General features: G+C 59.7%; 24 protein-coding genes and 2 pseudogenes. 16 read left to right on the top strand and 10 right to left on the bottom strand.

Going from position 1 to position 24,795, the window contains the following annotated elements:
* Positions 1–124 precede the first annotated feature (124 nt).
* From I6F35_RS28530 to I6F35_RS28520, 3 genes are all read right to left on the bottom strand, one after another.
* Positions 125–310 (bottom strand): hypothetical protein, encoded by a 186-nt coding sequence (locus I6F35_RS28530; RefSeq protein ID WP_225120984.1) that lies wholly within the window; start codon positions 308–310, stop codon positions 125–127.
* 715 nt (positions 311–1,025) lie between these two features.
* A complete protein-coding gene (locus I6F35_RS28525; RefSeq protein ID WP_225120983.1) occupies positions 1,026–1,319 on the bottom strand; it encodes a hypothetical protein in 294 nt (97 codons plus the stop codon).
* Entirely contained in the window at positions 1,255–1,539 is a 285-nt protein-coding gene (locus I6F35_RS28520) for a hypothetical protein (RefSeq protein ID WP_225120982.1), read from the bottom strand. Before I6F35_RS28520 ends, I6F35_RS28525 begins: the two co-directional genes overlap by 65 nt.
* Positions 1,540–2,502: 963 nt before the next feature.
* Here I6F35_RS28520 and I6F35_RS28515 point away from each other — a divergent pair.
* A complete protein-coding gene (locus I6F35_RS28515) occupies positions 2,503–4,533 on the top strand; it encodes a hypothetical protein (protein ID WP_225120981.1) in 2,031 nt (676 codons plus the stop codon).
* Between the two features lie 8 nt (positions 4,534–4,541).
* Here I6F35_RS28515 and I6F35_RS28510 read toward each other — a convergent pair whose 3' ends face one another.
* On the bottom strand, positions 4,542–4,688 hold the full coding sequence (locus I6F35_RS28510) for a hypothetical protein (RefSeq protein WP_225120980.1): 147 nt from the start codon (positions 4,686–4,688) through the stop codon (positions 4,542–4,544).
* 95 nt (positions 4,689–4,783) lie between these two features.
* On the opposite strand from I6F35_RS28510, the gene I6F35_RS28505 reads away from it, so the two are divergent.
* From I6F35_RS28505 to I6F35_RS40580, 5 genes and pseudogenes are all read left to right on the top strand, one after another.
* A complete protein-coding gene (locus tag I6F35_RS28505; protein WP_225120979.1) occupies positions 4,784–5,665 on the top strand; it encodes an alpha/beta fold hydrolase in 882 nt (293 codons plus the stop codon).
* A gap of 29 nt (positions 5,666–5,694) precedes the next feature.
* Positions 5,695–5,979: pseudogene (locus I6F35_RS28500) on the top strand (nitronate monooxygenase); the annotation flags it as partial.
* Between the two features lie 117 nt (positions 5,980–6,096).
* A complete protein-coding gene (locus tag I6F35_RS28495) occupies positions 6,097–6,561 on the top strand; it encodes a nuclear transport factor 2 family protein (protein ID WP_225120978.1) in 465 nt (154 codons plus the stop codon).
* Between the two features lie 82 nt (positions 6,562–6,643).
* Positions 6,644–7,378: a glucose 1-dehydrogenase gene (locus tag I6F35_RS28490; protein WP_225120977.1), complete on the top strand. Its 735-nt coding sequence runs from the start codon at positions 6,644–6,646 to the stop codon at positions 7,376–7,378.
* Between the two features lie 1,019 nt (positions 7,379–8,397).
* Positions 8,398–8,574, top strand: a complete 177-nt coding sequence (locus I6F35_RS40580; protein ID WP_346283206.1) for a hypothetical protein — start codon at positions 8,398–8,400, stop codon at positions 8,572–8,574.
* Positions 8,575–8,610: 36 nt separating this feature from the next.
* Here the strand turns inward: I6F35_RS40580 and I6F35_RS28475 are convergent, their stop codons facing one another.
* The 6 genes from I6F35_RS28475 to I6F35_RS28450 all read right to left on the bottom strand — a co-directional run bounded on the left by I6F35_RS28475 (position 8,611) and on the right by I6F35_RS28450 (position 14,155).
* On the bottom strand, positions 8,611–9,639 hold the full coding sequence (locus I6F35_RS28475) for a hypothetical protein (RefSeq protein ID WP_225120976.1): 1,029 nt from the start codon (positions 9,637–9,639) through the stop codon (positions 8,611–8,613).
* Between the two features lie 107 nt (positions 9,640–9,746).
* Positions 9,747–10,001, bottom strand: a complete 255-nt coding sequence (locus I6F35_RS28470; RefSeq protein WP_225120975.1) for a hypothetical protein — start codon at positions 9,999–10,001, stop codon at positions 9,747–9,749.
* Between the two features lie 3 nt (positions 10,002–10,004).
* Complete coding sequence (locus tag I6F35_RS28465) at positions 10,005–10,700, bottom strand: VOC family protein (protein ID WP_225120974.1); 696 nt, start codon at positions 10,698–10,700, stop codon at positions 10,005–10,007.
* Complete coding sequence (locus I6F35_RS28460; RefSeq protein WP_225120973.1) at positions 10,690–11,985, bottom strand: MFS transporter; 1,296 nt, start codon at positions 11,983–11,985, stop codon at positions 10,690–10,692. The genes I6F35_RS28465 and I6F35_RS28460 overlap by 11 nt, the downstream gene beginning before the upstream one ends.
* A gap of 44 nt (positions 11,986–12,029) precedes the next feature.
* Positions 12,030–12,812 (bottom strand): Asp/Glu racemase, encoded by a 783-nt coding sequence (locus I6F35_RS28455; protein WP_225121003.1) that lies wholly within the window; start codon positions 12,810–12,812, stop codon positions 12,030–12,032.
* A gap of 83 nt (positions 12,813–12,895) precedes the next feature.
* Positions 12,896–14,155 carry a hypothetical protein gene (locus tag I6F35_RS28450; RefSeq protein ID WP_225120972.1) on the bottom strand — a complete coding sequence of 420 codons (1,260 nt, stop codon included), beginning with the start codon at positions 14,153–14,155 and terminating at the stop codon, positions 12,896–12,898.
* A gap of 236 nt (positions 14,156–14,391) precedes the next feature.
* Between I6F35_RS28450 and I6F35_RS28445 the strand changes: the two genes are divergently transcribed.
* From I6F35_RS28445 to I6F35_RS28395, 10 genes and pseudogenes are all read left to right on the top strand, one after another.
* Positions 14,392–16,062, top strand: a complete 1,671-nt coding sequence (locus I6F35_RS28445; RefSeq protein ID WP_225120971.1) for an AMP-binding protein — start codon at positions 14,392–14,394, stop codon at positions 16,060–16,062.
* A 304-nt stretch (positions 16,063–16,366) separates the two neighbouring features.
* Positions 16,367–16,546 (top strand): annotated as a pseudogene (locus I6F35_RS28440) (IS66 family transposase); the annotation flags it as partial.
* Between the two features lie 32 nt (positions 16,547–16,578).
* Positions 16,579–17,526, top strand: a complete 948-nt coding sequence (locus tag I6F35_RS28435; RefSeq protein WP_225120970.1) for an amidohydrolase family protein — start codon at positions 16,579–16,581, stop codon at positions 17,524–17,526.
* A 103-nt stretch (positions 17,527–17,629) separates the two neighbouring features.
* Positions 17,630–18,034 carry a DoxX family protein gene (locus tag I6F35_RS28430; RefSeq protein WP_225120969.1) on the top strand — a complete coding sequence of 135 codons (405 nt, stop codon included), beginning with the start codon at positions 17,630–17,632 and terminating at the stop codon, positions 18,032–18,034.
* Positions 18,035–18,495: 461 nt separating this feature from the next.
* Entirely contained in the window at positions 18,496–19,113 is a 618-nt protein-coding gene (locus I6F35_RS28420) for a TetR/AcrR family transcriptional regulator (protein WP_225120967.1), read from the top strand.
* A gap of 75 nt (positions 19,114–19,188) precedes the next feature.
* Positions 19,189–19,920 (top strand): autoinducer binding domain-containing protein, encoded by a 732-nt coding sequence (locus I6F35_RS28415; RefSeq protein ID WP_225120966.1) that lies wholly within the window; start codon positions 19,189–19,191, stop codon positions 19,918–19,920.
* 190 nt (positions 19,921–20,110) lie between these two features.
* The gene (locus I6F35_RS28410) at positions 20,111–20,749 is read left to right on the top strand and encodes an acyl-homoserine-lactone synthase (protein ID WP_225120965.1); all 639 of its coding nucleotides are present in this window, start codon (positions 20,111–20,113) and stop codon (positions 20,747–20,749) included.
* Positions 20,750–20,821: 72 nt separating this feature from the next.
* A complete protein-coding gene (locus I6F35_RS28405) occupies positions 20,822–21,331 on the top strand; it encodes a hypothetical protein (RefSeq protein WP_225120964.1) in 510 nt (169 codons plus the stop codon).
* A gap of 433 nt (positions 21,332–21,764) precedes the next feature.
* Positions 21,765–22,679, top strand: coding sequence for an alpha/beta hydrolase (locus I6F35_RS28400; protein ID WP_225120963.1), 915 nt, complete (start codon positions 21,765–21,767; stop codon positions 22,677–22,679).
* Positions 22,676–24,550, top strand: coding sequence for an MFS transporter (locus I6F35_RS28395; RefSeq protein ID WP_225120962.1), 1,875 nt, complete (start codon positions 22,676–22,678; stop codon positions 24,548–24,550). The genes I6F35_RS28400 and I6F35_RS28395 overlap by 4 nt, the downstream gene beginning before the upstream one ends.
* Positions 24,551–24,795 lie beyond the last annotated feature (245 nt).

The raw sequence follows: 24,795 nt of genomic DNA, 5'->3' as shown, positions 1-24,795 counted from the left end.
CACTCCTCTGGAAGATTGACCACCTTCTTGCCGGTACTGTCGCCATTGAACAGCGCGCGAAGCGCGACTGGCAACGCTTCTAGCCCGCTCTCGTCCGTGGTCAACTGCGCCAGCTTGCCGCCATCTACTCATTCGGCAAGCTGTCGGCGATGCCGCGTCCCAACGATCGCGGAAATGCAAAGACTTGAAGCTTTCGAGGCGCAGTCCATTGGTGGATCGGCAACGTGTCGATCATCCACGCGCTCTGGTCGTCATAGCCGGAGATCGGACCGTAGGCGATCACGAAGGCGGGCCGGCGCATTTGGCTCATGACGGCCTGGCTCACCGCACGCCGACCAGATTGAAATAGACTTTCGGGCCGGAAGGCACGAGCGCGGCTAGTTCGGTGCTTAAAAGGGGCTGCGATGGTCAAGTGCCGCATCGAAGCCAACCTTGCCGGTCAGAATGTCGCGCTTCTCCTGCGTGCTCGACAGTCCGACCACACGAGCCCAGTGCGCCGGCGGCGGCTGACACGAGAACAGTGTCGCCGCCCGCGACCCCCGGCAAATTCGACGATGCCGAAATAGTCGGTGAAGCCGGTGAAGCCGTAGGCTTCTACCACGTGCATGGGATTGGTGCGCGACCGATCGATCGTCGTCAGCCCTATAGGGTCCGATTCGGAGTGCCAGACGAGGCAATCTGCCCACGGCAGGAGGCCAGCCACGAGCGCGCCGGGCGCATGATCGGGATGACGAGATCGGACGACGCGCGCCACAGCCGGTCCGGACAGCGGCTGACCAGGCACGTGGGACGGCACCGGCAAGCGGACTTGGCGCTGAGCCGCGGGCGATGCGATGGATCAATCGAAAGGCCACCGGCCGGAGCAGAACTTCTCCCTCCGGCAGAGGTTCTAGCATTCGCGTGCGTATCGCGAAGTGCGACGGCCGCAACTCGCCCGACGGACGTAGCTGTCGAACGTCACATAACGAGCTTCTTGGGTCATCACCTGTTGATCCTCGATCTAGATTGAGCCGCGTGGAGGAGATTCACTGAGCGTCGCGGGAAACGTTTCCGTCGACCTGACCACCGAGTTCGAGGCGCGTTCGCAAAGCTTCGGGAATAGGGACCGACCTGCAGCGGTCGTCGGATGAAACACAGATCGCCGCGACCGTCCCTTCGAAAACATTGGTTCCGTTGTCGGCGCGGGTTGCGACGGCCTTGAAATCGAATGAACGCATCCTGATTTCTCCGACTCGGACATGGACGTCAAAGACGTCATCCGGCCAAAGCGACCCGTTGAATATCATCGAAATGGCTTTTGCCGGCGTATCCACCCTCATCGAGGTTTTGATCTCCTGCCAGGTTGCGTCGAGGATATGACGTCGAAAACAGATAGATGGACGACAATAGATACTCCGAGAATTGCCCGGTATAGACGACGCCGGCCGGATCGCACTCCGACCATCTGACGGCCCGCCGTACGCGGAATGGTACCTTGGAAATGATCACTTCCCGCTGTTCTGCCGCGAATGCGGCGAGATCTTCTGTAGAGGTCAGCATACAAAGCTTCCTTCTCGCACAGCCGTCCTCGGCCAGATCACCAAGCTAAATCTGTCGGGGCGCTCGGACCGGCCTCCCTCAACTCATCCAGCGCTGCAGATGGTGGAGTTGTTCGCGGGAGACGGTCGGGCCGGCTCTGTGGTGCTCGATCGAGTGCCCGCCCGCGACGGGACGCTCGGTCCGATGCGTTGGGGAAGTGGTTCAGGAAGTCTGCACGCTTTCGGGATCGGTGTAGCCGGGGCGGGTCACTGCGATCGCATGCCGCCCGGCCGCCGGCGGCGGTCTCCAGCAGGCTGTTACCGGCGCTCGGAGCAACGTTGAAGTAGCTGGCGTCGTAGCCTCCGCCATGAACGGCTATGATCAATCCCTGCGGGTTCGGCCTGCTGGCGCGCGCCAGCAATGCGGAGATTTGACGGTCGGCAAGGTGTGTCGTGACAGGAGAAACGGCGGTCAATTGTTTAACTCCTCGCTGCTGCTTGCGACACCAAGTCATTTCCAATTTGACTGATAAGACTAGTAATCGACTTTTGTGTCGAAATCTCCGCTGCAGTGACGTTCTTGTCAAGTTGGTTTTGGAGCCCGTCCATCGAACCGGTGGGCTTCGTCCTCCCGGATACTGCGAAGCGGGATAATAGGAGCTCATCCTGCTGCGTGACGCCTTCATTCTTCCGGGTCGCCGTGTTCATTCGTGACGCGGCGGCCGAACCACACGTGAAGTGGACGATGTCAACGAAAACGACTCGAACGTCGAAAAATAGCTTGCAACGTCGACTTCGTTGAGGCAGCTTGATTGAACAAAAAGCTGACTGACCGCGCCTTCGGGCGCGACGCGGTCAACACCAGGAGGAAACGATGTGGAGGGGGCTGCTGATTGCGGCCGCGGTAGCGTTTTGCCTAGTGGGCGGAGCGCAGGCGGGCGACCAATCCGGTACAGGGGGCGATCGGGACTCGGATAAGACCAGCATGACGCGCAAAGCGCCAAAACGTACGTTACGCGATACCGCGAGGCCGTTCTTTTTCGTAAACGACAATCGGATCAGCTATTCCTGGGGGACCCGTGTCGCTCCTGGATATTCGGCAAAGGGCATATTGAATACGGCTGCCTTCACGCACTTCGATGTGTGGGCCTATGGCACCAATTTCGTCAACGTGGCGTACGTAAATTTCGACCATTCGGTTCCCACGACCCCGTGTGTTGGAACGGCACAGTCCGTGCCTACTGGCTTGTGCGCCGGAGCCGGAGGGGCGTTCGCGAATCTTCGTAGTACGTTTGGCTGGAACGAGCTGTTCGACACAAAGGCGTTCTCCGTCGGTCCCTTGAGCGGAATCTCCTTCATGGTGGGGGCTGACGTTAGCTTTTTTAACGCCGTTTCTGGGCCCTCCCTGTCGGCGCTCATGGCGGGTGTGCAATTCAATCTTACCTTGCCCTATAAGGGCTATTTCAGCGTCACACCGCTCTATTATCAGAAGTGGGAGTACAATACGACGAATCTTCCCATGAGCGTCACGGTTGGTATGGGAGCAGCGCCATTTCCTGGAACGCCCGATGGCATCACGCAGTTCGACTCGACGTGGGGCGTTGATCTGAGCTACTTCATGGAGCTGGGTTTTCTCCCAGAGAACCTGCAGTTTTTTTCGATCAGCGCCCGTGCTTCGATCCTTGGTCCGCAAGGGCTAGGAGCTCCCATCGGAGCTCTGACGCCCGGACTTACCAGAGCTGTTTCGCTTACAAGTGAACCAATTCGCTTGACGTTCGATGTGAGCAAGTACTTCTGGGGCCCAAAATATTCGCACCTGATCGACGTCTGGACGGCGTGGCGATACGCCAAGAATGAGACCGGCTACAATGATGCGGTTGCTCGCGGCGTGTGCTTGACCGCAGATGGTCGGTCAAACGGAGCCTGTACGGGCGGCGGGGTGTTTTATGGAATCACCATGAAGGTCGGCGACGATGTACCCAGCGCGCCGGCGATGTCCGTGTTTGGCCTGCCGTTCCTGAAGAATTCCGATGACCGCTTGACATACGCGGTGCTGCCGGATGCGTCCTCGCCAGGCCAGACCGCGCGGACCCAGAAGCAGGTTGTTGCCTACACGCATCAGGACGTTTGGGCTTACGGTACGAACGTCTTCCGTGCGGAATTTCTGAAGTCCGATCACCGGGATCCGAGCACGCCATGCAGCGTGGCGATCAATGACGTCACGTCGGCGTTCGGTGCAAGCGCGCCCTGCGCGGGCAACCTCGAATTCGATGCTTCGCTGCGCAGCTCGTTTGGGTTTAATGAGATCTTCGGCACACGAGCTTTCAGCGCCGGCCCTTTGCGCAACGTCTCGGCCCTGGTTGGCGCCGATGTTCGGATGACAAGAACATTCGACGCGTCTGACAAGAAGGCCGTCGTTGCCGGTCTGCAATTTGCCTTCGACCTACCTTACGGCGGCTATTTCAACATTGCGCCGTTGTACTATCAGGAGTGGAACCACTCGATTTTCGCCTATGGAAACGACGCCGGGAATACGCCCGCCGGCCTCGGGATACTCGGCCAGCCGCCCTACGTCGGAACCATGCCCGCGGGGCTTACAGGAACGATCGACGGCAATCTCCACTTCAATCCGACCTGGGCGCTTGAGATCGGGTACGGCATGGAGCTCGGTTTTCTGCCGGAGAGCCTGCGTTATTTTTCGGTGAGCGGGCAGGCTGGATTCTACGGCCCCAAGGGCAATGGCGCCTACGGCGCGTATACGTTGCCGTCGTCGATGAACACAGCGACCGAGATCAAATCGGAGCCGATCCGCTTGACCTTTGACGTTAGCAAGGTGCTGTGGGGCAAACGCTACTCGCATTTCATCGATGCTTTCGTCGCTTATCGTTATTGGAAGAACAAGTTTGGGCTTGATGCGGGCAATCCTGCCAACCGACTGTGTTCCTTCGCAAACGGCATCAGCAATCGAAGCTGCACTGAGGAGACGGTATATGCGGGCGTTACCATGAAGTTCTAACCTGGCCGCTACGACCAGCCGGCCGACGCCATCGGAGAGCAGTCGATCTGGATTTGCGAATAGTGGAAGCCATCCACTTCGAGTGAGGGCTCGGCGGCTCCGTAGACGCCGGGCTGCAATTGGAGGTGCTGGAAAATGAAGATGCCGGTTCGCATCGCAGCGTTTACCCGCAAGATGCGTTAGTTCGATTCACAAACAGAAATGGAGAGAGAAGATGACAGTTACTCGGCGCGGACTGCTAGAGACTTCGTTGGCGATTGGTAGCGCCGCAATGCCATTCGTGGCGCGAGCGCAAGGTATCGGATCGGCCGATCAGAAGCAGCAAGGGGCGCCCAATTCGGTGGTCCGGTCCACGGTCCGGACGGTCGAGCCGTCGGGTGAGATCACGTGGCATGTGGAGCAGGCTGGAAGCGGGCCAGACGTTGTGCTTGTGCCCTCGGGCGAGGGTGATTGCGGCTCCTTTGGTAAGGTCATGGACAATCTTTCAAGGGATTTTCGGGTGACGACGTTCGACACGCCCGGCTTTTCGCGCAGCAAGGTATCCGACGGGGTAGAAGTATCGATGACGGCGCTGGGCCGTCAGGTCGCATCGCTTATCGAAAAACTCGGCCTTGGTAAGGCGACGATCTACGGCTGCAGTTCCGCCGGCCTGGCTCTGCTGGACCTTGTTTCCAACTATGCACAGTTGGTTCGACGCGCCGTCGTTCACGAGGCGGCGCTCCCGGAACTATCGGGCAAAGACTCTCCGCTGGGATATTTGGCAGACTTGGACGATGCCGGAATCGTGGCCGCCTGCACAGACCTGCACGCAAATTTCATAAATGAGGATAAAGCCGCATGGGTGGCCCTCGGCGAAGAATACCATAAGCGTCTGGCCGTAAACTACGTCACCTGGGTTCGGCGTTACCTTGTTGGACCTCAGCATGGTGCGATTGATCCCAAATCACTCGCGGGCCGGCCCATCAAGTGGACCATCGGGGAGTTATTCGAGGTCAAGGTGTTCTTCAGCAATGTGCGGCTTGCCCATCAGGCCGGGATCGATCTGGGCACATTGCCCTGCAAGCACTTTCCTCAAGTGAGTATCCCGGGGGTGTTGGCCGAACATATTCGCGCCGCTGCACTGTCGAGTTGACTGTTTGTCGGGCAATAGGAACCTCAAAAATGAAGACACGGATCACGGATCTCTTCGGCATCGAACATACGAGCATTCAGGGCAGTATGCACTATGTCGGATTTGCCGCGCTTGCGACGGCGACCTCCAACGCCGATGGCCTCGGCGTCATCACCGGATTCACGCAGAAGACGCCCGAACCGTTCGCCAGAGAGATCGCGCGCTGCCGCGATATGACCGACAAGCTTTTCGGCGTAAACCTCACCTTCCTGTCCGCCTTCGCGAAGCCGCCTTATCCGGAGTATATCGACCTCATCAGGGAAGCCGGCATACGAATGGAAAGGACCGATCGGAAAGACGTCCGATGATCGTGAACCGCCATCCGAGCGCCGCCTTGAGGAATTTCACCCCACCGGCCGTTCTCCGGGCGCCGCAAAATCGGAGGAAACGCCTTGTCTGCTGAAGCCGACGACAAGACCGCGCTCACCGCCCAAGACGCCCGCAACATCGAGCTGGTGCAACAGTACTTCCGAAAGGGCGATGCGATGGATCCGGAGATCATCAAGCTCTTCCATCCGGAGCTGCAGTTCTATTTCCCCAAGTTCGGGATCGGGCGGGGGCCGAACACCTTCCTGCGGTTTGTCTCGGGCATCAGCGGGCAGATGGAGGCCTTCGGCCACCGCATGGAGACTTTCCTCTATGTGGCGCGCGATCCCTATGTCGTCGTCGAGGGGACCACGATGGGGAAGATCGAGGGCAAGAAATGGGAAGGCGGGAAGACCCCCGGTGGCCGGTTCGCCAACGTCTTCGAGATCCGCGACAACCTAATCAAGCGCTGCCACATCTATCTTGATCCCGACTACACCAGCGAAGATGAGCCGCGCTTCCGCTGGAGCCGCGAAGGCCGCGAGTGGTAGGAGGCGCGGGCGCCGTCGGCGCGCGTTTGGCGCTCGACGGCGTCCACCCATGAAACAATCACAATCACCAGCGAGATGGGCGATGGGAAGACTTATCGGCAAGGTAGCGATCATCACCGGGGCGGGAAGCGGCCAGGGCGCGGCCGAAGCGAAGCTCTTTGCTGCAGAAGGCGCCAAGGTCGCCGTCACCGACATCAACGAGGCCGCGGCCCGCAAGGTGGCCGCCGACATCGGCGCCTCCGCGATCGCGGTGCGCCATGACGTGACCTCGGAGTCGGATTGGCTGAACGCCGTCGCCGAGACCCGGAAGGCCTTTGGTGCTATCCACGTCCTCATCAACAGCGCCGGCGTCTACAAGCCCCGGCCGCTGCAGTACACCGACCCGACGCTCCTTGACCTGCACTACAACGTGAATGTCGTCGGCGTCTTCCTGGGCATGGCCGCGGTCCGCGAGGTGATGCGCGATTCCGGTGGAGGTTCGATCGTTAACATCGCCTCGGGCGCGGGCGTTCGAGGATTTCCCGGCATGCTCGCCTATTCCGGATCGAAGTGGATGGTGCGCGGTATCAGCCGCTGCGCTGCTATCGACCTAGCCGCCGAAAAGATCCGGGTGAACGTCGTCCTGCCGGGCATCATCGACACGCCCATGCTGGCGGAGAATCCCCCCGAAATCCTCGCGGCCCTCCCGCACATGCCTCCGGCCAAGCGCCTCGGCACGGTGGATGAGATCGCCCAGACTGTGCTTTTCCTGGCCTCGGACGAGGCATCCTACATCATGGGCGCCGAGGTAAACGTGTGCGGCGGCCTGACGGCCTAAGCGACGAGACTACTCGCGGCGCATTGGCGCTAACGGTCGTCTCATGTCGTCCAAATAGTCGTCAGGTGGCCGAGCTTTGCGATGCTCGAACAGAAGAACTCGGGCACAATCGCGCTGCCGGCAATCTCGACCAAGCCGGCTGGAATCTACGAGTACAAGAACCAGGATGCGGTCGTCGGATGCTTCGCGCTCAGCGAAAATGTCTCAACGCATCAACCGGCAAACGGAGAATGGTGCAGACTAATAACCTCCAGTGAAGCTTCGGCATGCCCGCCGGAGGCTTCTTTATGCGGGAGAAGAGAAGAAAAGTCTTTCCGAAGCGTTGGAGTGACTCGCCGAGCGGCCCCTCCGGCATTCGAAAGAAATCTCGAAGCACCAGTGAGAACCCGTGGCAGGCCGGGTCAAGCCTCCACCTCCCAGACTTCACCGCCGTCGCGATGCGACGGCGTTTTTTTTGATCAGGACACGATCGCTACGTCAGAGGCGCACTGAGACCGACCGAGAATGAAACTGAGGACAAAAATGAATCCGGTCGACAACGCCTCCAGGAATTCGTAGATGCGATCCAGACCGCAAATAACGCGGATGCATTCGAGCGGTCGCTACTCGGCTATCGCAGAGACTCGGCTTCCAGCGATTTGCTTATTTGCGACTGACCGGCGAAACGCCGATATTGATCTCGCCCATCCGAAATCCCGGACCAACCGCTATTTCCAGCTTGGATATCAGCAACTGGACCCTGTGGTACGCTGCGCGCGCCTTGAGTATGGGTTGTTCGGTTGGGGAGGGAAGAGCTCGTCTCCTTCCGGGGAGCGCGAGCAGCGGCGCTTCTTTGGTGAAGCGACAACCTTCAGCTTCCAGCCACTATGGGACTGGATCACGGAGGCAGAGCCGGTTCTGTTCAACTAGGATCACGGCTCCTGAGCCGGGCCGCGAGCTCAGCGCACTGCTGGCCGATATCGGTGATCTCCCAGAATGCGGCCCGCGTGAGCGGACCGATGGCGTAGAGGCATCGCGAGATGGGGATCCATGTTGTCGACGATCGCGCAATCCGCCGCGACCTCGATACCGATCCGCAGCGGATCGATGCGCGCGAGAACGGCATCGAGCAGGCCGCGTACGGCCGGATTGTTGCTCGCGCTCTGATCCTTGACGATGCCGGTGCAGTCCACAATTGCTCCGAGCTCGAGCTCTGACAGCTCAGTCTGGCCGCGCCCGGGGACCGGCACATCTCAAAACTTGACGGTGACTCCCGCGTAGGCCTCCGATATTTCGCAGGCGTTGCGCGCACACAACGGGCTGGTCTTGTTGTCAAATCCGTACGTGTTGTATCGGTATTTGTACGCGATCCAGACGTCGGTGAAGTGGGAATATTGTGGCCCCCACACGAGCTTGCTGAAATCGAGCGTCAGGCGAATGGGCTCGCCGTTAAACTCCATCTTGGTCTCCGGCATGAAAACTGCCGGCAGCGAGCCGGGCTTGGCGCCCGTCCCCATCGGTCCGAATATGAAATATCTGCCGCTGATCGATAGCGGAAGGTAGTCGGGCAAGAACCCGAGATCCATGTAGTAGCCGATGTCAATCCACCAGGTTCCCTTGTAGTCGAGCCAGCCGTTGGGAACGCCGGGGTAGGCCGGTTGGTTGGCGGCTGCCGTGTACGCGCTCAAATACTGCCATGCCTTGTAGTATTGCGGTGCGATAGTGAAGTAGCCCTTGTATGGCAGCTGGAAAGAAAACTGCAGTCCGACCTGGACCGCGGTGCGATCGATCCCGCCGGATGAATTCTTCAACGCATCGTAGCCTCCGACTGCGAGTTCGACGTTTCGCAACGGGCCGATCGAGAAAGCCTTGGTCTCGAATATCTCGTTGAAACCGAATGTGCTCTTGAACTGGTAGCCGTATTCGGTGACGCCGGTGCATCCGCGATCCGGCAACGAACAACCAGCGGCAGGTTCGGCGTGGCTGTTTTTTCCAACGTAGAAATTGACCGAGTTGCTGCCATAGGCCCAGGTGTCGAAATGAGTGAAGGCCAGAACGTGCTTGGTGCCCGGTCCGATCGTGCCAGGTGATCGGTAGGCAAAGTCATAGGCATATGTCAGACGATTGTCGTTCACCAGAAAGAACGAAAGGGCTGGAATGGGCTTGGCCGTGATAGGTGCCGTTACTTTGGCCGGCACAGACGCTTCGTCCGCTGCCATGACATTGATCGGACAGAGGGCCGCAAACAATGCGGCCACGAGCGAAAGCGGATGGCAGTTCATTTCGATTTTCCTCCCAGAGATTTGGTTCTTTGCCGACAATGCTTTTTCGCTCGGTGCGCTCCGGCAGACGCGCCCGTTCTTCAGTCCGGTGTTGATGCTGGCTGGTGCTAAAGCGGTCTCTTGGCGCCGATAACGGGGACTTTACCGCGGTTGAATTCGGCTATTTCTCCGTTCAGACCCCCCGTAAACAAGCCGTACCAGACGGCTGGCTTCATCTTCATATCCCTGCGGCGCAGGATGATCTCCCTGGGCGAGACGATCTTGTGATAGCCGTTGACCGGGTCCGAGATCGTGCATTCGGGTATCCGGCGGGCGCTTTCCACGATCGGACGAAACTCGTCTACGTCGAGCACGTACGGCACGTCTCAACGCTCCGAAAGCATCTGCTCTACGAGCTTCGCCTTGCGCCGCCACACGGTGTCGATATCCTGCAATCGGCGCCCCCCGGCACGAAGTTCATCTTCGACCTGCATCGCAGCCTCGAGCGTAAGCCTTGCGTCATTCACGTCGATCACCTCGACCTCGCGCAGGCGAAGCGCAATCTCGATGGGATAACCGTTCGGATCCGTGAAATAGATCGACTCGAGAATCTCGTGCCGTGTATAAGGCGATACGACGACCCCGCGGCTCTCCAGCGTCGTTTTCCAACGTTGCAGCTCCTGCGCCGTCGGAACGCTCCATGCGGTATGCGTGGCCGTATAAAAGTAGTGGTCTTCCGGCACATACCTGGCGGGCTGGTCGGTGCCGATGTAGTAGAAGAACGCGATCGTCGCTCCCTTTCCCGCATCGAAGAAGAAATGCAGAAAGTCTGCGTGATCCTGCAAGCCCCATCCTCGGGCACTGATCGTGTGAACCAGCGGCAGGCCCAGAACATCGCGATAGAACTCGATAGTTTCGCGAAGCTTCCATGTTGGTCGCGCGGTATGGTCCACGCCCTCGAGGCGAAGCACCACCTTGTCGGCATCGGCCCGCTTTAATTTGGATACCTCGACTTGTGCCGTATGGTACTCCAGCCCAGCACTGCTTGTGGATGCTTGCTCGTGAAGCGAGTCAGCCGGCATGGGAAACTCCGAGTTGCGATGAGGATTGACGATCGACCTGGCTCTCACTCGAAATGGCGTTGAGCCGGCGCTTCGACCCCTCCGGATCAAGGAGAAGGAAGCCGAGCATGCCTGCAAAGACGAGCAACGCAGCCGCTATGAGATACCCGTAGACAAAACCTTCCGCCTGCCCCGCGGCCTGCACGGCGTAGCCCATCGTCAGCGGTGAGAGGAGACCGGCGACGGTGATCGCCGAATAGGTGACAAGAAGCGCTGTTCCGCGCTGGCTGGTCGGGGCGATCTCGCTGACCATCGCCGCACCGAGTACTGTCGTGACCGACGGCAGGGTCGTGCCGAGCGCAAGCAGCGCCAGTTTCGTGAAGCCTGCGCCTTCGATCATCACGGCCGCAGCGAGAAGAACACCACTGGCGACCAGACAAGCGGCGTTGACGGCGCCTCTGGCCACTCGCGAGGAGGCGCCGCTCCCCAGCGCCCGTTCGGAAAGATAGGAAATCGTGAGCAAGACAAACGGCTGCGCCGCGGTCATTGCAGCGATCAGCCAGCCCACCACTTTGCCGTCATATCCGAGTCCCATCTGGAGATACGGTGCTTGCCAGGCGACGGTAACGCCGACAATCCAATATGCCGAAAAACCGAGAACGTAGTTTCCGATCATGGTCCGGTCGAGCCAGAGAGCCGCCCACGGCACGGGGGAAACCGCCTGATCGCCGGCAGCACAGGCTTTTGCGGCCGAGCCGGAAAAAGGGCCGTCCTTGGCGAGCGCGAACCACGCCACAATCCATATCGCGCCGAGCGAACTGCAGAGCAGGAGGGAGAACCGCCAGCCACATTCCACGATGACCCACGACAGGAACGGCGCGCCGACGAGAAAGGCAACCGGAGCACCTTGAAGGAAGATCGCTGTCGGCAAGTTGCGCTTCTCGGGCGGAAACCAGCTGTGACACGCTTCGTAGGCGCTGGGGGAGCCCGGTCCTTCGCCGATTCCAAGAAGGACCCGGCACGCAATCAGCACCGAGAGCGAAGACGTCAGCGCGGCGGGCACCTGCGCCACGGACCAAATCAGCACGAGCCCGACGAGCAACCATTTCGTGCTCACCCTGTTGACCAGGAACAGCCCGACTGCCACGCCGGAAACCGCGTATAACCAGTAGACGCCGCTTGCTACCAGGCCGTATTGCGCCGGCGTCAGCGACAGCTCCCGCATGACGGGAACGGCGGAGAGGCCGAGCACCAGCCGGTCGAAGAAGTTGATCATGGTATAGAAGAACAGGAGCGCGACCACCATCCAGGCCCTGCCTTCACCGATCCTGTTGTCTTGCTCCACGGGCATCATGCCTCCGCAGTACGTCTGCCTGGTTCGCACTCCACAGTTTCCGCCGCGGAGCGGCCAAGGCTGTTGGCGGCGAGATTCTTCTCGGACATGAAGTAGCCTGCGCGGGGCGCCAGTGGCGCAAGGCCGAGCGCGCCCAGCATTCGACGCGTGGTGCAGATCGATGCCGACGTGACCGGCAGGCCAAGCTTGTCCTCGACGAGCGCGACTGCGTCGAGCGACGGCATCTGTACGCAGGCCGAGAGAACGACCGCGTCGACGCCCCCGATGTCGAGCCTGCCGATGTCGTCGAGCAGCTGCAACGGATCCCGCTTACCCACGGTCACGTTGTCTTCGATCGAAAGCGCGATCGAATCGACGACTGCAACACCCTCCGCCCGGATGTAGCCGACAACGAGATCGGTCAGCGGCCGCAGGTAGGGTGTGACAATGGATACCGAACGGACGCCCGCGCGCTTCAATTCCTCCACCAATGCGCCGGCCGAGGTTACGACGGAAACATCGCGCCCCTCGCGTTGGAGAATCGCCTCGAGTTGCGTCTCCGACGTTCGATGGTAGCCGACCCCCATCGACATGATCGCAACGAGGCAGGCATAGCCGACGACGTCGACCGGGGCATCGGCGAGTTCGGCAGCGCAGCGCAGGCTGTCGCGATCCATCGCCTCGAGCTCAGCTTTTGTCACCTTCTTCATCCGCATGCGGCTCGAATGGAAGGTAAACGTCTCGTCGCCGATACCGGCGAGCTCGCGGGCGCGCAGGATCGCGGGAATCTCGGTCTCCATTGTCGTGTTCGAGCTTGGAACGATTTGGCCGATCCTGACAATACGTTTGGGCACGTGCTTGCTCCGGGTGTCTCGATAGACGTTCAGACGAACCGTTTGTCTTCCAGCCAATCGCGGATCGCCTGACCTGCGACGAACTGACCGTTCGGGGCTCCGTCGATGACCGGCTTGCCGTGATGGTTGCCATGCACGCGGCGACGCACTTTGTCCCGACTGCCGATCGCGGCGAAGATTGCATCGGCGTCCTTCGGGAATACGCTGTTGTCGGCAGTGTATTCGATCATCAGCGTAGGCTGGGTGATCGCCGGTGCGCAGGTTTCCATGCCGGCGTTTGAGGACAAAGCCGACCAGTTCGATAACCAGCTTTCGGGCGTGCATACGCGGCCGAAGCCGACGCTGCCATAATTGGAAACGATCGGATTGGCTCCCCACAGCGAGCCGTAGGCCCGCTCCGAAGGCTCGAGCGACAGATCAAAGCAGCGCGGATCCGCGTCGGTGCGCCAGACCTGGAAGATGGGCGAGTACGCCGCGAGGACGGCATCCTCACGGCTCCGCTTCTCTTTCAAGCGCCGGCGGGCATCGGCCTTGCGCGCCAGGAGTGCCTTGGCCGCATTGTCGATCCTTGCAACGCGTTCGCGCTGCGCCGCCCGGTATCGCTCCATGAACTCAAGCGAGTAATGCGAGCTCTCTGGAGGAGACTGGAAGCCGTTCTCCGGCTCGAACGCCGACAGGCTGGCTTCCGTCTTGAATGGATCGGCCTCGTCGGTGACCGAGGGATCGATCACGTTCATCATCAAACGTCCCTGACCGAGATGCGTCGACACGAAGATGACGCCGTCAGGGGCCGGCAAATCGGCCTTGTCGAGCCCGGTCGGCCTGCCGCCGGGCGAGGACTTGATCCTGCGATCACCGGCAAGCGCAGCCTGCTGGCAGTAGAACGCAGCGAGCGGACCGCCGCCCGAGGTTCCCTGCAGCACACAGTTTTCGAATTTCATTCTGTCACGCAGGAACGATTGTCCGGCGGCCAGATCAAGCAGCGCCGTCTCATGCTCCAGCCGCAAGTCGTTGCCGACCGTTCTCGGACCGAGGATCCAGACCGCGGCGCCGCCCTTGAGAATTTCGGGCACGAGATAGTTCGCGACGACCATCTCGCGCGGGTGCATGGCACACACGACGCTGCGCTCGCCGCCCTTGCGGAACAGGTACCCCGTAACAACTGCGCCGTCGGCCGTGCGCAGCGGATGCACCGTGAGTTTCGTTCCCGCCGGCAGCAGATCGTCACGCCACTCCGTGGCGCGCAACCCAGCGGTCGTCGTTGCGATTCGTGGCGCGTCGGTTGCCATGAGTGAACCTCCCAGATGTTCTCCTGAGGGTGTCCGATCGATATCGACGTGTCAAACGATTTTTTGACACGTATGTCGAATTCGATTGACAGGGTGTCGTCGATCTGGCATCGATTTTCCAACGAGGCCGGATGTCGTCGGATCGCGAATATCCTCCGCTTTCAGGCTCTCGCATGAACGGGCACCACGAGGAAGCGTCGATGGGACAGATCGGACCGAGCCACCGAATTCCCGGTGTGGTCTATCAATCGCAAGAGCGTCTGCGGCGTTATGCCGATGTCGGTGTATTGACCGACGAGACTCTTGTCTCCGCCTTTCGACGGGCCGTCGGTCGTTTCTCGACCCGCACGGCGCTGTCGGAGATCAACTGGCAATGCACCTATGCGGAGCTCGACGCGCTCACGGACAGGGCGGCTTCGGCATTCCTTCGTCTTGGCCTCGTTCCGCTGGATCGCGTTCTGTTTCAGCTTCCGAACTCCAAGGAACTCGTTATTGCGTTTCTCGGTTGCCTCAAGGCCGGCCTGATACCGATCTGCACGCTCGCCGCGCACCGGCAAGCCGAGATCGGCTATCTCGGCAGGCACGCCGGCGCACGGGCGCACATCGTCAGTGCCGGGGAGAAGCGATTTGATTTCATCGCCTTCGCGGAAGAGATGCGGCAGTCGATTCCGTCCCTTGATCTGACGATTGCGATCAAGGGCGACGCGAACCTGTTAAGGGGTGGCGTTCATTCGTTCGAGCGGCTGATCGAGGCAGAGGATAGCGCGGAGGCCAGGCGACGTGTCGACGCGATCCGACACGACCCGTATCAGGTCGCGCTATTCCAGCTTTCCGGGGGCACCACCGACATACCCAAGATCATTCCACGCTTTCATAACGAATATCTCTACACGTTACGAACCTTCATGGAATTTTACGGCTTCGACGAGACGATCGTCGCCTATAGCGGCCTGCAATGGATACATAACTCGTCCATGCTCTGCGGCTGGGGGCCGGCCATCTTCTTCGGCGGCGAAGCCGTTGTCGGCGGCAGCCTCGAGGCCGACGAGGTCGGTCCGCTCTTTGACCGGCGCAAGCCGAACTGGTTGCTTGCACCGCCGGTCCTGCTGTTTCGCCTCAAGGAATCTGGATGGATCGACCGGCTCGATCTGTCGAAAGTCAAGGCGTTCGCGACGGGTGGTGGGGTCCAGCAGCTCAAGGCGCTCCTCAACGGCGCGGAGACGGTGCCGATGTTTGGCATGACGGAAGGACTGATTGCCCAAGGCCATCCTTCAGATCCGATCGAGGCGAAGTATCACACCGTCGGCAGACCGATCTCGCCGCACGATGAACTAAAGATCTTTATTCCCGGCACGGAAGTTGAGGCGGCTGACGGTGAGGTCGGTGAACTGGCCATCCGTGGTCCTTCCGTCGCCGCCGGATATTTTGATGCCGAAGAGCGAAACAAGGTCGCATTCACTCGCGACGGTTTTTACAAGTCCGGTGACCTGATGCGTATCCGGACCATCGAAGGGCGGCGTTACCTGGTCTTTGAAGGTCGCATCAAAGATGTGGTTTCGCGCGGCGGCGAAAAGATCAACTGCGAGGAAGTTGAACGGGCCGCCGCCGATCATCCCGCCATCAAGGCCATCGCCGTCGTCGCGATGCCGGACCCGGTCTACCAGGAGCGCGCATGCGCGTTCGTAGTTCCAGCGACAGGTCAGTCGGTTACCGTCGCCGACCTCGGCAGTTTCCTGGAGAAGAAGGGGCTGGCGAAATTCAAATGGCCGGAACGGATCGAGTTCGTTGCGGAATTCCCAGTCACGGCTGCAGGAAAGCTGTCAAAGCCCAAGCTGCGCGAGGTGATCAAGGATATCCTGAAACAGGAGAAAACTTCTGCCGCGGACGCCAGAGCCCGGATTGCCTGACGCATCGAGAGCCGGCAGCGAAGGCGGAAAGTCGGTCGCTCTATTGACAGGGCGCAATGGGAGGAATTCATGAAAATTGGATTTATCGGTGCGGGCAGCATCGCCCAAGTCTTGACCCAAAGAATGGTTGCAGGCGGTTGCACGGTTCGCGCGAGCCAATCCGATCGAGACGATCGTGCTGGATTCCAAGCCTGCGCAACTTGGCATCATCACCACAGGTAACGCCTATCTGGATGTTCGACAGGCCCTTGCCGATCTCGGCGTCACCTCGGCGAAGCTCTTCGCGGACGAGGTTTGCTGGCCCTTCTATGAACTGGCTGCATCCGGTCCCGCGCCGATCGCAGGCGAGACGCCGCGAAGAATCGCCGAGCCTTACAGAATTGAGGACGCCCCCGCCGAGCTTGAACCCAGGCCGCGAGAGAAGCTCGATCTCAAGAGCCAGAAGACCGAGCTCACCGAGGCGATCCGCTACACGCTCTCGCGCCGAGTCCCAAACTTCTTGCTGTGGAGTATTCCGTGACGTCTACTGCCCGAATCGACACCCACCAGCACTTGATCCCTCCTGCTTATCGGAAGCTCCTCGACGATCGTGGCCTCACCGCTGGTGGCTGGCCGACACCAGCGTGGGACCCTCAGGCCGCGATCAACACCATGGATGACCAGTCGATCGCTAGCGGCATCCTTTCGCTGAGTGCGCCCGGCGTGCATCTAGCCGATGATGCAGAGGGCCGCGACCTAGCTCGGCAGGTGAATGAGTATCACGCGGAACTGGTTAAGAGCCGGCCAGATCGCTTTGGTCAGTTCGCTTGCGTCCCACTGCCTGATATCGACGGCTCCGTCGGAGAGGCCGTCTACGCGCTAGACGAGTTGCACGCCGATGGTGTCGTGCTGTTGTCGAACGCCGGTGGGAAATACCTGGGCGACAAGGATTTCGAGCCACTGTGGGCCGAACTCAACGCGAGATCGGCCGTGGTGTTCATTCATCCGACCGAACCGCCGATCCAGATGCTGAAAGGGCTACCGAGCCCTCTATTGGATTTTCCGTTCGATACGACGCGGACAGCCCTGCATATGGTCGCCAATGGCGTCATGAGCCGGCACACGCAGATCAAGGTGATCCTGTCCCATGCTGGCGGTTTTCTTCCTTACGCTGCCTACCGCTTCACGGGTGCTTCGCAATTTAATCCCGGCACGACTGCCGAGAGCATCATGGCTGATATGAAGCGCTTTTATTTCGACACTGCCCTATCTTCCACTCCGGCAGCGCTTCCATCCTTACTGGCCTTCGCAGATCCGACACACATCACCTTTGGCAGCGATTTTCCCTTTGCACCGGCTCGTCCGCAGTTTACTGCCATGTTCGACGCGTATCCTCTGGACGAGAAACAGCGCCACGCGATCAACCGTGGCAATGCAGAAAAACTGTTTCCTCGACTGATGTCTCGCGAGCGTCCCATCACGTAGGCGAAGAGAGCGGTCGGGAGTCGGATGGAGCAGATCTGACTGCCCATCCTCAGGGCAAGAACAGCCATCAATCCAGCCATCTCAAACCAGAAGAGTGTCTTCCATGTCCACACCTACCTATCTTCCCGCACTCGGCCGATTACTGATCGCACTCATCTTCGTCATGTCCGGCGTCGCCAAGATCGCTGCTCCCGCCAACACGATCGCCTACATCCAGTCGGTCGGCGCGCCATTCGCCCCGGTGGCTTTCGCCGTCGCGGTCGTGGTCGAGGTGGGCGGGGGGCTCGCTCTGATCGCTGGTTTTCAGACCCGCCTGACCGCTACAGCTCTGGCGATCTTCACGCTCGCCACGGCCATCTTGTTTCACAACAATATGGCTGACCAGAACCAAATGATTCATTTCATGAAGAACATCGCGATCACCGGCGGTCTTCTGCAGGTGATCGCATTTGGTGCCGGCGCATTCAGTCTGGACAACCGACGCAAGTCCGTTTCCATTACCGCGTGAACTCTGAGCATCGGCGATGCAGGGCGGCCAGTCGCTAAGCCGGATCTGACCTGGCCATCGCGTTGATCCTCATGATCAGAACACGAGTGTCTTCCACGTCCACACTTACCTCTTTTTCCCTCCATGAATTCGAACACATCCCCGGCCTTCTCCGCGACGAACACCTTGGAATCGCTTCGCTGGTGTTATGCGAGCAAGACGTTTGATCCGGATCGGAAAGTGTCTGATGCTGATCTGGAGGCTTCGCTCGAAGTTATCCGGCTTGTACCAAGCTCCTTGAGGGCGCAGCCTTTCCATGTGATGGTCGTTTCCGATCCTTCAATCAAGCAGAAGATCTCGCGAGGCGTCGTTCGGGCAGGAGCAAGCGACGACGACGTCATCCCACGTTCTGGTGTTTTCGGCCCGCCCCAAATTGTCCGATCATCGCCTTGCGGTGGTCAGTGAAAACGGAGCGGGCAATCGTGGACGAGGGAGCGCTTGAGATAGGCAAATCCCTGGACGTCACGTCGATGCGGCGGCGTATTATCGAAGCGGCGGTGCAGTTGTATCGGCGGATCGGTCACCGGAAGACGACGGTTGCGGACATCGCACGCCAGGTTTCGATGTCCTCCGCAAACGTCTATCGCTTTTTTGGTTCGAAGCGGGCAGTCGAGGTGGCCGTCGTGGCGGAGCTGCTCGGCGAGGTCGTCGTGGCGGCTGCCCACGCCGCTGATCGTGACGGCTCAGCCGCCGAGCGATTACACGGCGCCTTGAGGGCAATCGAGCGGCTCCATGTATCTCGCTGCGCTGACGACAACAAGCTGTACGAGCTGGTGCTGACCTCAATGGCCGAGAACTGGTCCATCGCTCGCACCTACGCCGACGACATCAGTTCCACGATCGCGCGAATCATTGCCGAGGGGCAGGCACGGGGTGAACTTCCGACCGGCGATCCTACGAGCCTCGCTGGATGTGTGCTGAGCGCGACCTGCGCGCATATCCATCCGTTCGCCGCGCCGGCGTGCTCCCACTTTGCCCGGTCCACGCTCGGTCAAATGATCGACTTCTGCATTGGCGCACTTCGCGAGGCACCGCAGTAATCCGCGAGATACTTCTGTCTTTCATTCGCGCTTCGAACTCACGCAGCAGGTTAAAGTCGAACGTGATCCTACAAGATGAATTCGATCGAGGATATCTTCCAGGAGTTCGTTGATGCGATTCAGACCGCCAATGATCCGGATGCATGCGAGCGCGTTGCCACTCGGCTAACCGAGAGGCTCGGCTTCCAGCGATTTGCCTATCTGCGCCTAACCAGTGATACGCCGATGCTGATCTCGTCGTATCCGAACTCCTGGACCAGCCGCTATTTTCGACTTGGCTATCAACAGCTCGATCCTGTGGTGCGCCGCGCACGTCTCGAGCACGCATTGTTCAGTTGGGGAGGGGAGGGAGCAGCGCCGATCGGAAATCGCGAGCAGCGTCGCTTCTTCGATGAGGCCAGAAGCTTCGGGATTAGATCGGGTATCACTGTGCCAATTAGGGCCGGATTCGGAGGGATGGCCGCATTCACGCTCGCAACCGGTGATCGCGAAGTGCACCCTGAACGGCTTGTTGCTCAATCGAAGGATGTCGTGCAACTCGTTGCCTTGTATTTTCATACCCATGTCGCCGTCAGGCTGGACTTGCCAGCTACAGGGCAGCAGCAGGTCGGAAGTGACCTCACGCAGCGGGAGCGCCAATGCCTGGCGTGGACCGCGCAAGGCAAGACTGTCGCCGATATCGCCGTCCTGATCGGCGTTTCGCCCCGCACTGTGGCGTTTCATCTCGAGAATGCGCGCCGCAAACTTGGTGCAGCTTCAATTGCTCAGTGCGTCGCGGAAGCCATGCGACGCGGTCTGTTGTCTTAGCCACCCACATAGACTGTTCGCGAGAGATGCGAAGGAGGCCGGGCCCACCAGTCCGGTCCGATGCTATTTGTATTTCATCCAGGATGGTCTAACGTAGTCATATTGAGCTGAGCCGACCTGTAAAATCTGACAGGCGATTGCGAGGTCGCTTTCTGGTCTTGAGGCCTCCCGATATTTTTAGGAGGTCGGCATGCACGTCATCGCACTTCACACCCCTCAATTTGGCTGTCATCTGGATTTGCTCGCCGCGATGTATCGGCTGCGGCGGCGCGTCTTCAAGGAGAGGCTCGACTGGTCGGTGTCCGTTTCCGGTGAGTTCGAGCTCGATGTTTATGACGCTCTCGGTCCAACATATCTCATTTTGCTATCGGACGTTGGGGAGCCGGTCGGCTCGGTTCGGTTGCTTCCGACCACTGGACCGACAATGTTGGCCGACACCTTTCCTGTCCTACTCGGCGGGACAGCAGCGCCGCGCGACGAAAGAATTCTCGAAAGCTCGCGCTTTTGCATCGACACCAAGCTTGCCGCCGAGCAGGGCGGCAGCGGTCTCAACCGCGCAACTTTCATACTGTTTGCCGCCATGATCGAAGCAGCGCGTGGCGTGTGCGTTGACAGCGTTGTGACAGTCACCGATACCCGTATGGAACGTATTCTTCGGCGAGCGGGCTGGCCGTTGCAACGGATCGCCGCTCCGCAGCAGGTCGGATCGACCATGGCGGTCGCCGGCTTCCTCGACACGTCCGAACAGGCGCTTCACCGGATGTACGGCCAGGCCGATGTTGCCGGCCCTGTGCTCGTGTCTCCCGATATCGTCAAAGTTGCCGCCTGATGACCGCGCCTCGCGAGAACCGTCTAGCAAGGATCTGATACATCGATGCTCGCGGATCCGCGACATAGTCGAGTGGTTCTGGTCAATCTGTCGCGCGGCGAAACGCTGGCTTCGGCTGGTCTTGCCGCGCGCTATCCCGGTCTGCCGTTGCTGAAGGCAGGGCTCGAATTGTTCGCTGTTGCGTCAATCGTTGTCGGCGAATGGCAGTCGTTCGGGACAGGAGCTATTGAGCAACTTATGGGGTCGACAAAGCAGCTTGACGGCGATGTCCTCTCCATTTGGCGCGATCGCCGGTTTACAGACGCTCTCGGCTCGTCGGACACTGGTATCATCTTTTTGGGTGGGACCTGGCTTGAAGAAGAAATATTCATTTTGGCTATTCAGGGAGCCCAGCGTGGATATGACGTACGCTTGCTGTCGGACCTCATCCGGACACGCGTAGAAGAGGACCGATCGCTCGTTTTCGATCGATTGGCGGCTCATGGCATTCTGGGAACCACGGTGCGGCAGACGCTTTTGGAATGGGCCGTGTGTCGCGATGATTCGCTCCTGAAACATAGGGTTCAGCAGCTCTTGTCGTGATGGAGCGTATCTTCAAGCATCCGGGGCCAGGCTCGAGTAACCCGAACCCAGACGTGACCTCAATTTCGCAACGTAGATCATCCTTTGAACTTTGGCAGATGGCTCGCGGCCCAGGTTGAGATGTTGCTTCTGCACCATCCGTTCAATGGACGGTAAGCCAGCGTTCACACGCACTCATGTCGGACACCAAAGCTCTTGCGGACAGGCCGGCACGAGTGGACTGCTCGATTGGTAAATGTCATCGAAGGTCAAGCAAGATCCAATTTGAGGAGTAAGCAAGCCGAGACGAGCGGCTTTGCAGTCGTTTCGACGCCCAGGACGTGTCGAAATCCGATGCGGTCAAAATCGACACCTGAGTTATAGCTGCTCTTAGCCCATAACGGCCATCCTTGCGCGTCGCGCGTTGCCTACAGTTCGCGAATTGGTGGTGATGATGCCTTATATCGAGTCATCCGAAATCAAATTGTATTTCGAGGAGTACGGTCGAGGCGATCCGATTATTTTCGTTCATGAATTCGAATCAGACTTGCGAAGCTGGGAAGCGCAGGTCCGTTACTTCTCCCGCGCCTACCGCTGTATCACCTTCAATGCGCGCGGATATCCACCCAGCGAGGTCCCGGACGAGCCAGCTGCGTATGGCTGGGAGCTTTCTGTGCGAGACATTGATGCCGTCATGAGCGGCCTCTCAATCTCACGCGCCCACCTGATTGGATCCAGCATGGGCGCATATGCGGCTCTGCTGTTTGCCTTGCGCTATCCCGAAAAGGCCCGGGCCATCGTCGCGGCCGGAGCAGGATCGGGTTCTCTACCGTCGGATCGTGAACCTTGGTTGAAGAAAATGCCCGTTCTTGCGCACGCCCTGGCCGCACGAGGCATGGAGTCGATGGCCGGGAGGATGGCGCATCATTCCACGCGCATTCAGCTGAAATACAAGGATCCGAAAGGTTGGCGAGAGTTCGTTGAGCGGCTCAAGGGGCATTCGGCGTGCGGTATGTCGAATACGATGAGCCAGTGCCAGGCGGTACGCCCGTCTTTACACGATTTCCGTGATCAGCTTTCGCAGATGACGATCCCGGTCCTGCTCGCGGTGGGTGATGAGGACGAGCCGTGCGTGCAGACCAACGTTATGCTGAAATCGACGATACCCGCCGCCGGTCTTTGGATGTGCCCCAATACCGGGCACGGGATCAATCTCGAAGAGCCTGCAGCATTCAACGCAGAAGTCGAACGGTTCCTGAGTGCCGTCGAACGAGGGAGTTGGCCTCATCGTGCTCCGGCCAACAAGATCAGGGCGATCCGGAAGGAGACGAGGACGGCTGAGTTGCGTTGCGGCGGAGCGCCTCTGTGAAGCCGCTGGTTGGTATTTATCTCTCAGAACGCGTCGGCGGACGGCTCGCGGCTGCAGCCCAAGGTCCAGGCATTAGCAAATCGGCACTTGTTGAGGCGGCCCTCGATCGCTTCCTGGATCTTGGCGATGACATTGATGAGCCCTCGGTGGACAGTCGCCTGAATGCCATCAGCCGTCAACTCGAGCAGCTCGGTCACGACCTGCGAATCGTAAGCGAGACCGTCGCTCTCCATGCGCGATTTCATCTCGCAACCACGCCGGTGCTGTCGGCAAACGCTCAGCGCGCAGCCTGCAGGCTTGGATCCGACCGTTTCGACGAGCTCGCTGCACAAGTGGCAAAGCGCGTTCAAGCGGGACGGTCTCTCATGGGGGACACGATTGAACGGGTCGGTGCAGCGAGGCAGGAAGCTCCGTGGACCGGATCAAGCCAGAAAGAACCCCCGACGGGCTCAACGGTCAATAAGCCGGAGCGCCGCATGGCAATTGACGTGGGCGAGGTGCCACGGCGCCCGGCGGCTCCTGAGAAGGAAAGGAGAAAGTGCCGAACGAAATCGGATACGGACGCAACGAATGTAGCGGGCGAAACGGAACGGCCGCCATCGTCCTGCGATGCGGTTCTGCGCCGCGGCGCAGTACGTGCCACACTACAGTGGCTTTTGATTCTGCGCGTCTTCTTGCCCTTTGTCGCCGCTTACTTCCTTTCGTTTCTGTTCCGGACGATCAATGCGACGATAGCTGAGCCGCTGATATCGGAATTTGGCCTGGGCGCGGATGATCTTGGCCTTCTGACTTCCGTCTATTTCCTGACCTTTGCTGCCGCCCAGATTCCAATCGGTGTGTTGTTGGACCGATATGGTCCTCGGCACATCCAGAGTGTGGTGTTACTGGCGGCAGCGGTGGGCGCAGCGCTGTTCGCCGCTTCGGATAGCTTTTGGTTTCTTCTCGTCGGCCGAGCGTTGATCGGCCTCGGTGTTGCCGCAGCCCTGACGGCTGGACTGAAAGCCATCATCCTTTGGTTCCCCAGTGAACGGATCCCATTGCTCAACGGCGTGATGATCATGCTGGCAGGGTTGGGCGCCGTGACAGCAACTATGCCGGCCGAATATCTCCTTGTTTCGATCGGCTGGCGTGGATTGTTTGAAATACTCGCTATCGCGTCGGCGGGATGCGCGCTCGCTATTTTCCTTGTCGTCCCAAAAGTGTCCTCGCCCCCGGCATCAGTTGGGCGGACGACCGGTCTAAAGACCGTTTATATGGACCCTCGTTTCTGGCGGTTGGCACCCCTTTCGGCGAGCTGCGTTGGGACAGCCTGGGCCCTACAGGGCTTGTGGGCGGCGCGATGGTTCTCCGATGTCGAGAGCCTCGATCGGCCAGAATTGCTCTGGAATCTATTCGTCATGGCGCTCGCATCCAGTGTGAGCGCACTTATACTCGGCGTTATCGTTCAAAAGGTCCGCAAGCTGGATATTAGTCCGCGAGCGCTGCTCGGGTTTGTCGCGATGGTGTTCTTCCTTGCTCAGCTCGCAGTGATCCTACGCGTACCTTTGCCGTCATGTCTTCCATGGGGCGTTGTTGCTGCGGTCAGCACGGCGACCGTCCTCAGCTACGCAGTTCTCGCCGACTTCTTTCCCAAGGAGCTTGCTGGACGTGCCAACGCAGCACTCAATGTCTTCCACATTGGTTGCGCATTTCTGACGCAGTATGTGACGGGCCTGGTAATCCAGCATTGGATTCCGCAGCAAGGGCACTACCCGGAAGTCGCTTACCAGACCGCCTTTGCGATCAATCTCGCGGTTCAGGTCCTGGCGTGGTTCTGGTTTGTGGTCCCCATACCGCTCACGCGGAAAGGAGCGACTTGTGCTACAAGTTAGCTACCGCCCTGGTTCGCGCGGCGTCCCGAGATCTTCGGACCGAAAACGCTTCGCCGTCCCTGCCGGCTGGCATTAGAGGCGCCTTAAGCACAAGTGGCGGCGATGGCGCTGCCATCGCCATCCTGATCCCGGTTTGGCATCAGGGTGTGCTTGCGGGCACCATCCCGCAGGCTCTGCCGGAACGGCCCGTATTCGGCGCGATCGGGCGCTCATCCGAAAAATTCAGCAATTGCTTTTGTGGCTTC

Source organism: Bradyrhizobium sp. BRP22 (assembly GCF_020194175.1).
Classification (GTDB): domain Bacteria; phylum Pseudomonadota; class Alphaproteobacteria; order Rhizobiales; family Xanthobacteraceae; genus Bradyrhizobium.
This window is presented reverse-complemented; position numbering and strand designations above follow the sequence as displayed.

Bases quoted from the DNA above. Each gene is read 5' to 3' on its own strand.
- I6F35_RS28530 (WP_225120984.1), bottom strand. From the start codon at position 310: ATGAGCCAAATGCGCCGGCCCGCCTTCGTGATCGCCTACGGTCCGATC.
- I6F35_RS28400 (WP_225120963.1), top strand. From the start codon at position 21,765: ATGCCTTATATCGAGTCATCCGAAATCAAATTGTATTTCGAGGAGTAC.
- I6F35_RS28465 (WP_225120974.1), bottom strand. From the start codon at position 10,700: ATGCCGGCTGACTCGCTTCACGAGCAAGCATCCACAAGCAGTGCTGGG.
- I6F35_RS28410 (WP_225120965.1), top strand. From the start codon at position 20,111: ATGCACGTCATCGCACTTCACACCCCTCAATTTGGCTGTCATCTGGAT.
- I6F35_RS28520 (WP_225120982.1), bottom strand. From the start codon at position 1,539: ATGCTGACCTCTACAGAAGATCTCGCCGCATTCGCGGCAGAACAGCGG.
- I6F35_RS28475 (WP_225120976.1), bottom strand. From the start codon at position 9,639: ATGAACTGCCATCCGCTTTCGCTCGTGGCCGCATTGTTTGCGGCCCTC.
- I6F35_RS28455 (WP_225121003.1), bottom strand. From the start codon at position 12,812: ATGGAGACCGAGATTCCCGCGATCCTGCGCGCCCGCGAGCTCGCCGGT.
- I6F35_RS28430 (WP_225120969.1), top strand. From the start codon at position 17,630: ATGTCCACACCTACCTATCTTCCCGCACTCGGCCGATTACTGATCGCA.
- I6F35_RS28415 (WP_225120966.1), top strand. From the start codon at position 19,189: ATGAATTCGATCGAGGATATCTTCCAGGAGTTCGTTGATGCGATTCAG.
- I6F35_RS28460 (WP_225120973.1), bottom strand. From the start codon at position 11,985: ATGGTGGTCGCGCTCCTGTTCTTCTATACCATGATCAACTTCTTCGAC.
- I6F35_RS28490 (WP_225120977.1), top strand. From the start codon at position 6,644: ATGGGAAGACTTATCGGCAAGGTAGCGATCATCACCGGGGCGGGAAGC.
- I6F35_RS40580 (WP_346283206.1), top strand. From the start codon at position 8,398: ATGGGGATCCATGTTGTCGACGATCGCGCAATCCGCCGCGACCTCGAT.
- I6F35_RS28510 (WP_225120980.1), bottom strand. From the start codon at position 4,688: ATGCGAACCGGCATCTTCATTTTCCAGCACCTCCAATTGCAGCCCGGC.
- I6F35_RS28450 (WP_225120972.1), bottom strand. From the start codon at position 14,155: ATGGCAACCGACGCGCCACGAATCGCAACGACGACCGCTGGGTTGCGC.
- I6F35_RS28525 (WP_225120983.1), bottom strand. From the start codon at position 1,319: ATGAGGGTGGATACGCCGGCAAAAGCCATTTCGATGATATTCAACGGG.
- I6F35_RS28515 (WP_225120981.1), top strand. From the start codon at position 2,503: ATGACGCGCAAAGCGCCAAAACGTACGTTACGCGATACCGCGAGGCCG.